This window comes from Bacteroidota bacterium, assembly GCA_023957335.1.
Lineage (GTDB): Bacteria > Bacteroidota > Bacteroidia > NS11-12g > UBA955 > JALOAG01.
Window position 1 is genome coordinate 182428 of record JAMLHC010000006.1, and the last position, 14961, is coordinate 197388.

Below are 14961 nucleotides of genomic sequence, written 5' to 3' on the forward strand. Positions count from 1 at the left end.
AAAACAAGCCGCAGGGCAACATAAATCATGGAAAATGTTACCCATAAAGGTTTGAAAAAGTCATTCGGTCTTCGAATGGCAATCGTCATAGTAATCAGCTCTATTATCGGGTCGGGAGTATTCAAAAAAGTAGCTCCCATGTCTGAATCACTCGGCTCTCCCCTATTAGTCGTGGCAGCATTTGCTCTTGCAGGTTTGCTGACTTTGTTTGGCATGTGGAGTATTGCTGAGTTGGGCTCTATGTATCCGGAATCAGGTGGACCGTTTGCATGGCTTGAAAAAATCTATGGCAAAACGGTTTCATTTTTATATGGATGGGCATCATTTACAGTAATTCAGACTGCTGCCATTGCTTCTATTGCATACGTGTTTACAGGAGCCATAGGTACTTTTTTTCCACTGCCACATTTGCCTGAAGAAATTGCGTCTTTCTCAATCTTGGATATTCAACCTTTTGATAATATTGGCGCAAAACTCATTTCTTGTGCCTTGATTGTTATTCTGACCTTAGTCAATATCAGAGGAGCCAAATGGGGTGGTAATCTCAGCATGGTCTTTACTTTTATTATCATCTGCTGTATCTTGTTCATTGCGTTGCTTGCTTTTGGAAGCAAAGTTGGCAGTGTTGCTACCCTCACAAAACCTTCTTCAGTTATTTCTATCAAAGAATTAAGTTTTTGGAGTATGTTGGGGGCTATCATTATTGCAATGCGACATGCCTTTTGGGCTTATGAAGGTTGGATGGCATTGGGATTTGTGGGAGAAGAGCTGGAAAAACCCGAGAAAGATATTCCTAAGGCTGTTTCGATAGGATTGTTACTCATTGTTTCCCTATATGTATTAGTAAATGCAGCCTATTTGTATGTCATGCCCATTGATGATATTATTAGAGAAACTACTGCCGACACCAACAAAATTGCTGCCGTGCTTGTCATAGACAAAATATTTGGAACAGGGGGAGCCGGCTTGATTAGCGCCATGATATTGGTTGCAACATTTGGCTGCACCAATGCTACTATACTCGCTTCTGCCCGAATCTATTATGCAATGGCACATAAAGGGCTATTTTTTGAAAAAATTAAAAAATCTCATTCCAAATACAGTACACCACATAACTCCCTTGTTTTACAATGCGTATGGGCTTGTTTGCTGGTTTTTTCCGGCTCTTTTGATTTGCTGACCGACTTGGTTGTAATCGTTGCTTTCTCTTTTTATGGACTCATTGTTTTTGGGGTGGTTATACTTAGGTATAAAGACAAAGAAAGAATCAGACCTTACAAAACTCTCGGATACCCTATTATTCCCATTATTTTCTCCGTTTTTTGTGTCATATTGCTGGCAGTTACTTTCATTGACTCACCCACTCAGTCACTTACCGGGATGTTTCTTATTTTCTCCGGTCTGCCCTTTTATTACTATTGGAAAAAGAAATTAAAGACTACACCACAGAAGCAATTGTAGCAAAGGATATCGTACAGTTTATTTCTTTTTGTAAACAACTCCCTAAGGATAGTAATGTTGCACCGGTTGTAATAGTATCATCCACAATCAACACGTGCTTGTTTTGTAGTCCATGATTGGTTGTGATACGAAAAATGTCTTTAACATTATTATGTCTTTCAGAAGCGGAAACTTTGGTTTGAGATATATTGTTTACCACCCTTTCTACTGCATGGTTCATCATGGGCAATCCCAACACCTCCGACATTCCTTTCACGATATACTCTGATTGGTTATAACCTCTTTGCACCAATTTTTTTGGGTGCAATGGTAGCGGAATAATACCCTCAATGCCCTCTATAAATGCAGTTTCTCTTAGTTTTTCACCAAACTTACGCCCCAAATATACCCCTACCCCTTTATTGCCATAGTATTTCATTTGATGCATCATTCCTTGAACTATTCCCTTCTTATTAAATTTCAAGTATGATGCAGCATTCTTGAAATCAAGCTTACCCCAAAATATCTTTGCCACAGGATTATCGCTCATCATATAATAATCAGTAACAGGCAACTCCATTTCGCAATCAGGACAAATAATCAAATTGTTTTGAGGCAAAATAGCTTCACATCCGGGGCAAAGATTCGGATAGACAGAATGGATGATGCTATTTATTATTTTGACTTTCTCCATCAAAAACAGATTTGGAACATAAAGACTAATTTTGCAAACACGAAGATAAAGCAATCAAATGTTTGAAAATCAGGAAAAATCAAAAATAGAATTATTGGGCGAGTTCGGTTTAATAGACCACTTAACAGGAATTTTTCATAACACACAACCCTCTACCATCAAAGGAGTCGGAGATGATGCAGCCGTGATTGATTGCGGTGAAAAGTATATGCTTGTGAGCAATGATATTTTGTTAGAAGGCGTTCATTTTGATTTCGTTTATACACCATTGAAACACTTGGGCTACAAGGCTGTATCAAGCAATATTTCTGACATAGCTGCCATGAACGGCAAAGCCACTCAGATTGTGGTTTCCATTGGTTTGAGCAGCAAGATTACGCTCGAAGCCATTGAGGAAGTATATGCGGGAATCCATGCAGCTTGTGAACATTACGAAGTAGATTTAGTGGGTGGCGACACTTCATCCTCCAGCAAGGGCCTTTTTATTTCCATTACAGCCATTGGTTTTGCGGACAAAAACAAAATCACTTATCGCAAAGGGGCAAAAAAGGCAGAATTGGTTTGTGTTAGCGGAGACTTAGGAGCTGCCTATACCGGGTATATGTTATTAGAAAGGGAGAAGCGTCTTTTTATGGAAAACCCTGATGTACAACCGGACATGGAAGGCAATGATTATATCCTTCAAAGACAATTGAAACCGGAAGCAAGAGTTGACATTATTTCTCTTCTAAACAAGTTAAATATCACCCCTTCGTCAATGATTGACGTTTCAGATGGAATCAGTAGCGAACTGCATCATTTATCCAAACATTCTGAACTTGGCTTTGTGATTTATGAAGACAAACTGCCGATTGACCAAGCCACATTTGACAAAGCCAGAGAACTGGGTTTAGACCCCACTGTTTGCGCACTCAATGGAGGCGAGGATTATGAGTTGCTATTCACGCTGAAGCAGGAAGATTATGATAAAATAAAAAACAATGCGGATATTAGTATAATTGGTTATGCAACTGATTTGAGCGAAGGTATCTGTATGATTTCGCGCAATGGCAATAAACATAAATTAGAGGCGCAAGGCTGGCAACATGTTTAGTTGTCATAGGCAAACTTTGCCATTACAGCCATCAATGCTGCAGTTTCAGTTCTGAAACGTTGTTTGCCTAAACTAATGGGCTGAAAACCCGCCTGAATTGCGTTTTGATATTCTTCGGGTGTAAAATCACCTTCAGGACCCACTAAGATACATATCTCTTTTTGTACTTTCAAAGCAGACAAGGGTTGTATCCCATCCAAGTCAGGGCAAGCGGCTATGAATTTGGCTTGGGCTTTACAGGATTGAATAAAATCCAAAAACTTACTTTCATTGATTTCAGGTAACAATAATTGTCCGCTTTGTTTTGCGGCAGCAACCGCAATTTTTTCAAGTCTTTCCACATTGGTATGCTTGCGTTCTGTGCGTTGTGTATAGATAAGTGTAAGCCGGTGAATGCCCGTTTCAATGGCTTTTTCAAGCAACCATTCAATTCTATCCGCGCTTTTGGTGGGCGCAACTGCCAAATGAAATTTATAATTGAGTGTGGGTGTTGCGTGAGTTTCAGCAAGCATTTTTACTTCTCCGGTTTTGTTAGTGTTGAGTTCAACTTCTGCTTCCCACAAACATCCTTTGCCATTTAACACACCTATCTTATCACCTACTTGCTTGCGCATTACACGCATACAATGTGCAATTTCATCTTTGCTTAATACAAGCTTACCTTCGGCATTAATATCCCCAAAAAAATTATCCATTCACATTACAAATTTATTCAATTAGCATTTGTTTAAATCATAATCCGCTTATTAACTCACTTTCTAATCTCCGGATTCTTGACAGAATTGAGCACTTAGATTCAATTTCAGAATCTCTCTTATTTCTGATTGTTTCAGCTTTCTTATAAAGCGGGTGATTGTCATCCATATACGGACAATAACCATAAAGGACATCCGGTCTGTGATATTGTAACTCACTACCCTTCTCTTTATCTAACACAATACAAACCGAGTCAATTTCAGCATACACGAGCGAAAGTTGCTGAGAATAATACTCATTCAATGAATCTGATTTTGCAATTTCATTTAAAATTGCTGCATAAGTTACCTTATTTGATTCCAACAACTTAAAGATTTTATTGCTTACATATTGAAAGTCAAGCTCATTGAGCATAATCTCATCCAAGTCCTCCGGTTTTGAGCCTGTCATCAAATTAGCCAGATATTTTTGATAAGATTTTCTGCCTTGATTAATCTCAAAAAGGTTCTCAAAGAAATCTCTCTGCGAAGCGGAAAGACTTTTGCCTTGTTTGATTTTATCCCACACTAATGGCAGGTTATCAGCATTTATATACTTATCCTTGTAAGGGTTACAAGCCATTAGAAGTAATGAAATACTAACGAATAAATAGTTTTTCAAAGTAATATTTAACCAACTTTTACTCCATGACACTCATTCAAAAACGCTTGCCAATCCTTGTATTTTTCATCGGTCAGGACTCTCGGAAATTTGTTTTGCGACCCTGTTCTTCCTTGACGCTCCATCCATTGAAGAAAAGTGTCATTAGGTATTAAAGTAACCATAATATTTTTTAAAGCATGAAGCCTTTCGGTTGCATAGTCGTCATTGAGCGATTTCAAAGTGTCGTCAAGTAATTTTCTAACTTCATCTTCATTTACATTATCACCGTTTACACCGATATACCATTGATGAGCAAAGAAATTTTCGTAAGGAACTCCTTTGACCGTAAACTCAATAAAATTTGTGTTCAATTTCTCTGATACGATTTGAAGCGCTTGGTTCATATTGCCGACAGATAAGTGCTCACCACACATACTCAAAAAATGTTTAGTTCTTCCTGTAATTTTAATTTCACAATTTTCTACATCCACAAATTTGACCACATCGCCAATCATATAACGCCATGCCCCAGCACAAGTAGTAAGCAAAATTGCATATTCGACTCCTTCTTCTACCTCAGTAATGGGAACAACAGTAGGATGTTCTACCAACTCCCCATGCACATTAAAGTTATTGCTATCAAAAGGAATAAACTCATAAAACATTTCATTTCTAAAGATTAGTTTCATACCTTTTGAATTAAGTTTGTGCTGAAAAGCAACAAACCCTTCCGAAGCGAGATATGTTTCAAAATACATAATGGGTTTGCCCATCAGTGCATCGAAACTTTTTCTATAAGGAGATAAAGCAACCCCTCCATGAACAAATACAGACAAATTAGGCCAAATTTCATGAATATTATTGAGGTTATATGTCTTGATAATATTCTCAAAAAGTAGTTGAATCCATGCTGGAACACCCGCTACCATTACTACATCCCATTTTTTGGCATCCGAAGTAATTTTATCTATCTTTTCTTGCCAATTTTTAGTACCTCTCACCTCCATGCTGGGCTTGGAAAAACGTTCCATCCAGAAGGGAACATTTTGAGTTGTAATCCCACTCAAATCACCGGAGAACACACTTCCATTAAAGTGTAAATCAGTGCTGCCGCCAATCATCAAATAATGTTTAGCTAAGTAATCTTTAGGCAAATCTGTTAATGCAATATTTACAATCTGTCTAATACCGCCTTTTTTGATAGCCTTTAACATATCAGCTGTAACGGGTATATATTTACTTGCACCTTCAGAAGTTCCCGAACTCAGTGCAAAATATTCCACTTTGCCGGGCCAGGTAATGTTTTCTTCATTATTATATTCTCTTTGCCACCATGGAAACATTTTGGAGTAATCCGAAAGTGGTACTTCCTGAGAAAATGCTTTGTAAACATCCTTGCTCTCAAGAATGGCACTAAAATTATAGTGCCTTCCAAATGCAGTATTTTTGGCTTTTGTCAAAAGCTTTTTTAAAGTTCTTTTTTGAGACGTACCCGCTTTCACCTTATTTAGCAATAAAGCCGTAGAAATTTCTTTACCTCTATTTAAAATCTGACCTATGATTTTCATTTCTTTGCAGCCTTATATCTGTCCAACAATCAATACCTAACAACACGTAGGCAATATTAGAGAAAAAAAAGAAATGAGTAGTGAGTTATTAAAAAAATGGGGACAAGTAACCAATTTCATTTCAGAACGTTTTGAACACAAACAACCTGACCTCAATGCGATTCTGTTTATTATTGGTGTGCGAGAGTTTGGAGTGCTGTTAGAAAAAAATTTTTCTAAGGATGAGAAAGTTTCGCTCATGCACATTGCAACCTGTAAAATACTGAGCTATTCAGGTTATTATGAGTTAGAAGGTATTGATACAGAAGGTTGGCCCCAATGGAAATCAATTAAATCAATTCCTATACTTGATATATCAGAACAAGAGCTATTTTTGAAGCAGCATATTATCGAGTATTTTGACAAAGAAGAAATTATTGCATTTTAAATAAAAATTTATGAGAAAACATTTTTTAACTTATGCCATTGCCGGAGCCATACTATGTATGACGGCTTGTGCCAACACAAAAGTAGAGCCGGTAACCAATGAAGTTACTGCGAATTCTAATTCCCCTACATCTGCACAACCGGTGTCTGAAAGCAGTTCCACAAGTCCTGCGGACAAAACACCTGTAAAAGTGGAGGTTACTAAAAAGAACAATCAGTATTACGTTATGAACAACAATAAAGAAATAAACCTCAAAGAAGGTATGTATGCAAAGATTCAGACAAACAAAGGAGACATTTTGCTGGAGCTTGAATTTAAGAAAACTCCTATGACTGTTGCCAACTTTGTAGGATTAGCCGAAGGCACTATCAAAAACAATAGTTTTGGAGCCGGTCAGGCTTTCTATGACGGTCTAAAATTCCACCGTGTTATAGCCAATTTCATGATTCAAGGTGGCGATCCACAAGGAACAGGTGCGGGTGGACCCGGATATAGTTTTGAAGATGAATTTGCAGATGACTTAAAACATACCGGACCCGGAATCCTCTCCATGGCAAATGCAGGTCCTGCCACGAACGGTAGCCAATTTTTTATTACACACGTTGCTACTCCTTGGTTAGACGGAAAACACACTGTTTTTGGGCATGTTATAGACGGACAAGAAGTTGTAAATGCTGTTCAACAAGGGGATGTAATGGAACATGTTTCTATTATCAGAATAGGCAAAGATGCTGAGAACTTCAAAGCTGCCGAAGTGTTTGAATATGAAAAAACCCATGTAGCCGAAAAAAATGCAAAGCGTGAAGCAGAGCTCAAAAAGAAAGCAGACGAAGCTATTGCTAAAATGTCTAAAGGTGCAAAAACAACTCCAAGCGGTTTGAAATATGTAATCAAAAAACAAGGCAAAGGCGCAACTGCAAAAGCCGGACAAACTATTACTTGTCATTATACACTTACCCTACCGGACGGAAGAAAACTTGATTCTTCACTCGACAGAAATGAGCCATTCAAATTCCAAGTGGGTACAGGTCAAGTAATACCAGGTTGGGACGAAGGCATGATGCTTCTAAACCCCGGTACAGAAGCTATTCTCATTATTCCTCCTGCTTTAGGTTATGGAGCACAAGGAGCACAAGGAGTTGTCCCTCCCAATGCCACACTTATTTTTGATGTGAAAATTATCAGTATCGAATAATATACGTTTAAAATATCATAACAAAAAACCCATGTCAAAGCATGGGTTTTTTTGTTATATGAATTTAAACAAAGTGATAAATAAGTAAGGATACGAAAGATAGAACAAATACGTCCAGAGAAGCAAGACTAAAACGGAATAAAAAATATACCATCCTGCTTTATTTCTCAATAAATAATTGAGTTCGCTATCCAATTCGTCAGAGTTAGATTTCAGCCTTTTGTGCAATATTATCGCCATGAATAATGAAGCTAATGGCATTATAAATAAAGCATTCACCATCATGCGAAAACGTCTTTTTAATTTTGCATCATGAACAGGATTTTCAGTATCGTAATATCGAGGTCCTTCGCGATATAGGAATGACATTACTTTACCCATTTTTATAAAACGCCAAATAGACACACCGGTGAGTATAAACATAGTGAGATAAAATGGATGTAAAACTGCTGTTGTAACACCAACACTGACAAGGGTTCCTGCTAAAATGACCGCAGTTAATGCAAGTACAAAAACAATCACGGTTGCGATGCTTACTTTTTCTATATTCTTTTTTGCATTTTCATATCCGGGCACATAATCTTCTTGATCGCTTACAAGTGTATCCGAATCTCTTTTAGGTTGGATTGTATCCACCACAGACATCCTACCTATGACTCTTTTAATCGTGTCCTTAGGAATGACTTGAATTATGGGACTTGTTTTTGGAATAGAACTATCTTGAAATGCATCATAAGGCTGTAACGAACTAATAGCAACTGACTTCCACGCCTTTGGTGTATTTTTTTTCTCCGGTGCTTGCTTTGAGGTAGAAAATCGGACAGACCATCCATTGCTATACCTGCGTTTGCTCATCTCAAAAGCACAAGAACTCATCAGTAAAATTGCAAGTAAAGAGATGATATATATTTGAAGTGATGCTTTTCTCATTACCTTTTATTTTTAAAAAAATCTTGCATTAGTAAAGCACATTCTTGCTGTTTAATGTTCCCTACAATATTAATCTTATTTGCAAATTGAGAAGGCAGGAAAACAGAAAATCCGGTTTTAGGCTCAGATGCTCCAAATACAACTTTAGTAATACGTGAGGCTTTCAGCGCACCCATACACATCACACACGGTTCGAGCGTAACATACATGGTACATTCTTCCAAATATTTACTGCCTATATAACCGGAAGCAGCCGTAATGGCAATCATTTCCGCATGAGCCGTAATGTCTTTGAGCTTTTCGGTTTGATTATAGCCCTTTCCTATTATCTTATTTTCATGAACAATGACCGCTCCAATGGGAACCTCATCATCATCAAAAGCTTTTTGAGCTTCCTTGAGTGCTATCTCCATGAAGTATTCATCCGATAAGATGTTTTCCATTACTGCTTCTTGTCTTTAGCTTTGATAATTAGACGCAAAGATGGGTCATAGGTGAAATATTGCCAAACCCAATTTATCACAATAAAAAATTTATTTTTAACACCAATGATGGATAAAAGGTGCACTGCCATCCATACAAACCAAGCGATAAATCCATTTAATTTTAATTTCTTCAAATCCGCAACTGCTTTATTTCTGCCGACAGTGGCGAGACTTCCTTTGTCCTGATATTCAAATGCAAGCATTTGTTTGGCAGTAAGCGAATTCACCATGTTGCGGGCAAGATTGTCTGCTTGTTGCAGTGCTACTTGTGCTACCTGTGGATGTCCTTTTGGATATTGTTCGGTTTCCATTTGGGCGATATCACCTATGGCATAGATACCTTCTGTTCCCTTTACTGCATTAAACTCATCTACTATCAATCTCAAACTCTTAGAGTATAACTCATCCTGCAAGCCTTGTATTATACTCCCTTTAACTCCTGCCGCCCAAATCAATGTATTGCTGTGCAATGAATTCCCATCACTCAATTCAACTTTTTTCCCGTCAAAGTCTTTCACTGCAATACCTTTCATCACTGTAACTCCTAACTTTTCTAAATATGTTTGTACAGTGTTACCTGACTTCTCTGACATGGCTCCCAGCAACTTAGGACTTGCTTCGATGAGATACACTTTCATATCTTGAAAATTAATCTCTGTATAATCCTTTGGCAGGATTTTATTTCTCATTTCGGAGATTGCCCCTGCTAATTCCACGCCCGTGGGACCTCCCCCCACAATCACAACATTCAATAACTGATCTTTCTCCACAGCAGTAGAAGCATTCAATGCTTTTTCATAATTCTGCAAAAGTGTGTTTCTGAGCAACAAAGCTTCTGACACCGATTTCATTGAATATGCATTTTGTTCTATGATTGAATTATTAAAAAAATTGGTAACTGCACCATACGCCAAAACCAAATAATCGTAGGGAATCTCTCCAATTTCCGTTGTAATGGTTTTGTTTGCTTGATTTACACCTGTTACTCGCGTAAAGCGCATATAAACATTCCATTTTTTCTGAAAAACTTTTCTAAGTGGAAAGCAAATATTACTTGGCTCAAGTCCCGATGTTGCAACTTGATACAGCAAAGGTTGAAATTGATGATAGTTGTTTTTATCTATTAAAATGACTTGAAATAAGTCTATCGGGAGTCGTTTTGCTAACTTCAATCCTGCAAATCCTGCTCCCACAATCAATACTCGTTTTTGTTTGCCTTTTAATGGAGGTAAGTTCATAGCTGAAAAATATATCGGTGCGAAATTAGAAAGAATAGCCTCCCAATATCTTTTAAATCGATATTAATCGAAGTTGACGGCTTCAATCACAATAAGTAATTGAATATTTTGTTGGAACTGTTAGCGCAAATAACACAAATAGTATTTTCTGACTGTTTTTTGCAAAGCAGACAAGTTGTAATTATCGGATACTTCAGTTACATCCACCACTGCCCCATTCTTCCTGATAATTTTAATAGACTCCGGACTGTCTTGCATATATGCATTGTTTTCTAAAATGCCGGTTTGAATAAAATAGGATACCGATTGGGAATCTATTTTGAATTTATGAATTGCTTCAGATTGTTTGTCTAATAATTCTTTCTCTGAAAATGGATGAGTAGAAATTTCAATCTTAGGTAAGTGTCTGTTAACATAGCACTTTGCAAGGAAAGATAAAATTTTATCCGAGTCAAATTGCCACTGTTTGATACTCACATCCAACTCTGCATCATCAAGCAAGACAAATCGTTCAAGCCAAACTTCAATTTCGTCTTCAAACTTTTTCTCGTTAGGTTTGTTATATAGAAATGTTTGTAAAGCCGGAGTAGCATAGATAACATTCCCTTCATTTGCCAGCGTCCGCGCCCTCAACAACACTTGCTTTAAGAGAATATCCGCAGATACAACTGCCTTGTGTAAGTAAACTTGCCAATACATGAGTCTGCGAGCAATGATGAATTTTTCTATACTGTAAATTCCCTTTTCTTCTATCACCAACTGATTGTCTTTCACATTGAGCATATTGATGATTCTATCTGCACTCACAACACCTTCGCTCACACCGGTATAAAAACTATCCCTGCTCAAATAATCAAGTCTATCCATGTCTAATTGGCTGGAGATAAGTTGATGAAGATACTTTTTGGGATATTTATCCTTAAAAATCTTGATGCAGAGAGATAATTTGCCATCAAATTCCTCATTCATTTTTTCCATCATCAAAGTTGAGATGCGTTCGTGGTGAAGGTCTTTAACTAAAATATATTCCAAAGCATGTGAGAAAGGTCCATGACCAATATCATGCAATAAAATGGCGGCACAAGTAGCTTCGTATTCTTCATCCGTAATTTCATTACCTTTTTGTTTGAGTACATCCAATGCCCTGCACATGAGTTGCAAAGCACCCAATGCGTGATGAAACCTTGTATGAGTTGCTCCGGGATAAACCAAATCCGCAAGCCCCAGTTGTTTAATTCTTCTAAGCCTTTGGAAATACGGATGTTCAACCAAATCAAAAATTAAATCAGAAGGCAAAGTCAAAAAACCATAGACCGGGTCATTGACAATTTTTCTTTTATTTTTTAAAACCATTTTTCGTGTCCAAATATATACCTAATAACAGTCGCTCCACTATCTGACCATAAGATTACACCCCCTTACTTCGCTCATATCAACCCTGCCAAGAATCTCAAACGAGCCATCCTGATGTATATTGCATAAATCCGATAAAGCCAAGAATGCACATGAATGTACATTTGCCAAGTCAATTACATTGACAGCTTTATTTCGTCCAAATTCCGCAATCTCAAAAGGGTCGTTCAATTCCCTGCCCAGCACTCTTACATGGGGCGGACAGTGAAACAATCCTTCGGCTTTGCTGTAACACTGGCTCATCATTTCGGTCATGCCATATTCGGATGCAATGTTGCTAACTCCTAATTTTTGCTTCAAGACTGCATATAGTTCAGCTCTTGTTAGTTCTTTTCTGCGCCCTTTCATTCCTCCGGTTTCTATGATGACAGTCTTTGATAATTTTCCTTGAAACACTTCTGCAAAATCAAGCAGAGCAAAGGTTACACCCCACAAGACAGTAGGAATACCATCATCCTCATTGGTTAGCAGCAACTTTTCCAATTCCTCAAATTCATTCAAATAAAAACCACTTTGGGTATATTGTGAATTGTCAATAAAATGTTGCATCATAGCTATTAACGATGAACCCTCACGTTCTAAATAAGATGGCAGCAAGGCTAAATGACAATATTTTCTATAATCTCCCAAAAAAGGCTGAAAACACAATTCGGTCGTTGTGAGGTAATCGTCTATGCTCTTGACATAGTGCGTGCTATAGCCTTGTCCGCTTGTTCGACTGCTGGTAAACGTGCATGCAGACTCAAATTGACCTGAAACGATTTTATGTTCTTTGAAAAACTCAACAGGCAAACATGGGATTTGCGCATAATGGTTGATTTTATGAGGATTTACTCCTATCAAATTGACATATTGTTGATACACCTTATTATGCTCGTACTGCCAGAGAAATAAAGTAAGTGCAACTCGGTTAAAATCGTGATTATCGCTTAGTTTTGCATTCAGAATGTCGTTTAAGTCGGGATACATAGAAATTGCGTTGGCAAAGATAACATTGCTTTGGAGTCTTTTTGTTGTTATGAGTTGCAATAAAGAACCCTTGTCAAATTCTATCACACCGGAACTATCGCTCACATCCGCACAAGTCCTTCCCCATCCAATTTTGCCCGTTGATTCAATCATCATTCTCACATTCAGCTATGCAGATGCAGACGGAGATATCGGCATACCGGAATCTGACACCCTTTCCGGCTCTGATTTCATCATTCGTTATTTTGAAATTCAAGACGGAGAGCCACATTCGTACATCATTCCATTGAGCGCAAATGACACATTGAATTTCAACCAACGTCTGCCTTCGCTCACACCGCAAGGCAAAGACAAATCAATCAAAGGCACATTTACAGTCAGAATCCCGGCTACACCTTTTCCAGGCTACACCCCTGATTCCGTAATGTTTCAATGCCGGCTATTTGACCGTGCCGGTAACGGGAGCCAAGAAGTGCAAACTCCCATTTTATCCCTCAAACATTAAGCGAATTGTATCGCATAGCACCATGTCGCAAATGTATTTTTCCAATCAGCTACATGACATACTGAGCAACCTAAGACCCATGTATAGCAAAGGTTATTTATAATTTAAAAAATATTTTCGAACACTCCTTGTTAGTTATAAAACAAATATTACTTTTGCACCTCCTCAAAAAGGGATGAACAATGGCCCGTTCGTCTATCGGTTAGGACACCAGATTTTCATTCTGGTAAGAGGGGTTCGATTCCCCTACGGGCTACTGAACAAGAAAGGTCGTCAGAAATGATGACCTTTTATGTTTCATTGACGGTAAAGTATCAGTTTGGAGGGTGGGCTAAAATGTCCTTGCTGTGCAGGCGAAAGCTGTATCAAAAACGGAAAGACCACCAATAGCAGGCAGCAATACAAATGTAAAAGCTGTTTATCGGGTAAAAACAATTCGGCTCTAATAGCATAGAAAGTCACAACCTCACGGTAAAAACTCACCAGAAAGGCAAATTTGCAGGACTATCTGCTTTTCAAGAAATGCGACAATGCTGCTAGCCGTGCTTAGAATCTATTTTTTGAGCTGAATGATCCCGTGAATGGATTTATTTATACTGAATGAAGTAAAATAAATGGCTATTCATTGCTTTCAAACAGTTCGTGCAATTTTTGTTGTAACAATTTTTTGTCTGGCAGTTGTGTTTGGTATTCGGAAACCATTGTAGGCGAAAGGCTGCGGCTCAATGCATATTCAACCACTTCACTGTCTTTTCCTTTGCAAAGCAATATGCCAATGCTTGGATTTTCGTTTTTCTTTTTTACGTCCCTGTCCAATGCTTCCAAATAGAAATTTAACTGCCCCAAATGTTCGGGTTGAAATTCGTCTGCTTTTAATTCAAAGGCTACCAAACATTGTAAGTCCCGATGATAAAATAACAAGTCTATGTAAAAATCTCTGTTACCTACCTGTACCCTAAATTCTTCATCAATGAAAATAAAATCTTTGCCCAATTCAAGGACAAAGTTCTTCATCTGCTTTACTAATCCTTTTTGCAAATCACTTTCGTTATGTAGTTGTGATAGGTTCAGAAACTCAAATACATAACTATCTTTGAATGCCTTTGTCATGTCGGTATTAAATTCTCTCGGCACTGTCGAAAGATTTGCGTTGCCTATCATAACTCGTTCAAAAACAGAACTGTTTATTTGTCTGTCCAATTCTCGTGAACTATATTTTTCCTGAATGGTAAGACGTAAATAAAACTCCCTTTCTTCTTCCGATTTTGTCCTGCCTATAATTGTGAGGTTGTTCGTCCAACTGATTTCTCTCAGCAGTGCCGAGAGTTTTGGAAACTCTTTGTAGGCTTCATAAAATTGCTTCATTCGCCAAAGATTTTTATCTGAAAAACCTTTTATTTCAGGCTCGTTGCGTTGTATGTGTTCTGCCAATTCTTTTACAACCGACTGCCCCCATTCTGCACTTTCAACCCTTTTGCTTATGTATTCGCCTACATTCCAATAAAGATTTATCAGTTCGGCATTAACAGATTTCAAGGCATTTGTCCGTGATTGCTTAATGAGTTGTATGATGTCCGAAAACTGTTCGTCCATATCAATTATTGTATGTCGCAAAGATACGAATACTGATTGTGCATGTGCTTAAAAAGGTTCGACACTTTATTTA

The 14961-nt window shown here is 37.9% G+C and carries 15 protein-coding genes and 1 tRNA gene; 6 read left to right on the plus strand and 10 right to left on the minus strand.

Features of this window, described 5'->3' with window-relative positions; all coding sequences use genetic code 11:
- Window positions 1–51: 51 nt before the first annotated feature.
- The gene (locus M9892_11935) at window positions 52–1461 is read left to right on the plus strand and encodes an amino acid permease (GenBank protein MCO5255060.1); all 1410 of its coding nucleotides are present in this window, start codon (window positions 52–54) and stop codon (window positions 1459–1461) included.
- On the opposite strand, the gene M9892_11940 is transcribed toward M9892_11935, so the two are convergent.
- Entirely contained in the window at window positions 1439–2134 is a 696-nt protein-coding gene (locus M9892_11940; GenBank protein ID MCO5255061.1) for a ComF family protein, read from the minus strand. The genes M9892_11935 and M9892_11940 overlap by 23 nt on opposite strands.
- Before the next feature lie 58 nt (window positions 2135–2192).
- On the opposite strand from M9892_11940, the gene thiL reads away from it, so the two are divergent.
- Window positions 2193–3227: a thiamine-phosphate kinase gene (gene thiL, locus M9892_11945; GenBank protein ID MCO5255062.1), complete on the plus strand. Its 1035-nt coding sequence runs from the start codon at window positions 2193–2195 to the stop codon at window positions 3225–3227.
- Here the strand turns inward: thiL and M9892_11950 are convergent.
- The 3 genes from M9892_11950 to M9892_11960 are packed head-to-tail and all read right to left on the minus strand — an operon-like array spanning window position 3224 to window position 6133.
- Window positions 3224–3922 (minus strand): 16S rRNA (uracil(1498)-N(3))-methyltransferase, encoded by a 699-nt coding sequence (locus tag M9892_11950; protein MCO5255063.1) that lies wholly within the window; start codon window positions 3920–3922, stop codon window positions 3224–3226. The two genes, thiL and M9892_11950, sit on opposite strands and share 4 nt — an antisense overlap.
- A 37-nt stretch (window positions 3923–3959) precedes the next feature.
- Window positions 3960–4583, minus strand: a complete 624-nt coding sequence (locus tag M9892_11955; protein MCO5255064.1) for a hypothetical protein — start codon at window positions 4581–4583, stop codon at window positions 3960–3962.
- Between the two features lie 8 nt (window positions 4584–4591).
- Window positions 4592–6133, minus strand: a complete 1542-nt coding sequence (locus M9892_11960; protein MCO5255065.1) for a GH3 auxin-responsive promoter family protein — start codon at window positions 6131–6133, stop codon at window positions 4592–4594.
- Window positions 6134–6206: 73 nt separating this feature from the next.
- Between M9892_11960 and M9892_11965 the strand changes: the two genes are divergently transcribed.
- Window positions 6207–6560 (plus strand): hypothetical protein, encoded by a 354-nt coding sequence (locus tag M9892_11965; protein MCO5255066.1) that lies wholly within the window; start codon window positions 6207–6209, stop codon window positions 6558–6560.
- Between the two features lie 226 nt (window positions 6561–6786).
- The gene (locus M9892_11970) at window positions 6787–7755 is read left to right on the plus strand and encodes a peptidylprolyl isomerase (protein MCO5255067.1); all 969 of its coding nucleotides are present in this window, start codon (window positions 6787–6789) and stop codon (window positions 7753–7755) included.
- Window positions 7756–7809: 54 nt separating this feature from the next.
- Here M9892_11970 and M9892_11975 read toward each other — a convergent pair whose 3' ends face one another.
- From M9892_11975 to M9892_11995, 5 genes are all read right to left on the minus strand, one after another.
- Window positions 7810–8685 carry a hypothetical protein gene (locus M9892_11975; GenBank protein ID MCO5255068.1) on the minus strand — a complete coding sequence of 292 codons (876 nt, stop codon included), beginning with the start codon at window positions 8683–8685 and terminating at the stop codon, window positions 7810–7812.
- Entirely contained in the window at window positions 8685–9128 is a 444-nt protein-coding gene (locus M9892_11980) for a nucleoside deaminase (protein MCO5255069.1), read from the minus strand. Before M9892_11980 ends, M9892_11975 begins: the two co-directional genes overlap by 1 nt.
- The gene (locus M9892_11985) at window positions 9128–10408 is read right to left on the minus strand and encodes an NAD(P)/FAD-dependent oxidoreductase (protein MCO5255070.1); all 1281 of its coding nucleotides are present in this window, start codon (window positions 10406–10408) and stop codon (window positions 9128–9130) included. The genes M9892_11980 and M9892_11985 overlap by 1 nt, the downstream gene beginning before the upstream one ends.
- A 120-nt stretch (window positions 10409–10528) precedes the next feature.
- Window positions 10529–11761, minus strand: coding sequence for an HD domain-containing protein (locus M9892_11990; protein ID MCO5255071.1), 1233 nt, complete (start codon window positions 11759–11761; stop codon window positions 10529–10531).
- 39 nt (window positions 11762–11800) lie between these two features.
- Window positions 11801–12790 (minus strand): acyl transferase, encoded by a 990-nt coding sequence (locus M9892_11995; GenBank protein MCO5255072.1) that lies wholly within the window; start codon window positions 12788–12790, stop codon window positions 11801–11803.
- Between M9892_11995 and M9892_12000 the strand changes: the two genes are divergently transcribed.
- Together M9892_12000 and M9892_12005 are read left to right on the plus strand one after the other, a co-directional pair.
- The gene (locus M9892_12000; GenBank protein MCO5255073.1) at window positions 12768–13295 is read left to right on the plus strand and encodes a hypothetical protein; all 528 of its coding nucleotides are present in this window, start codon (window positions 12768–12770) and stop codon (window positions 13293–13295) included. The two genes, M9892_11995 and M9892_12000, sit on opposite strands and share 23 nt — an antisense overlap.
- 184 nt (window positions 13296–13479) lie before the next feature.
- Window positions 13480–13551: transfer RNA gene (locus M9892_12005), tRNA-Glu, on the plus strand.
- Window positions 13552–13913: 362 nt separating this feature from the next.
- Here the strand turns inward: M9892_12005 and M9892_12010 are convergent.
- Complete coding sequence (locus M9892_12010) at window positions 13914–14888, minus strand: PDDEXK nuclease domain-containing protein (GenBank protein ID MCO5255074.1); 975 nt, start codon at window positions 14886–14888, stop codon at window positions 13914–13916.
- Between the last annotated feature and the right edge of the window lie 73 nt (window positions 14889–14961).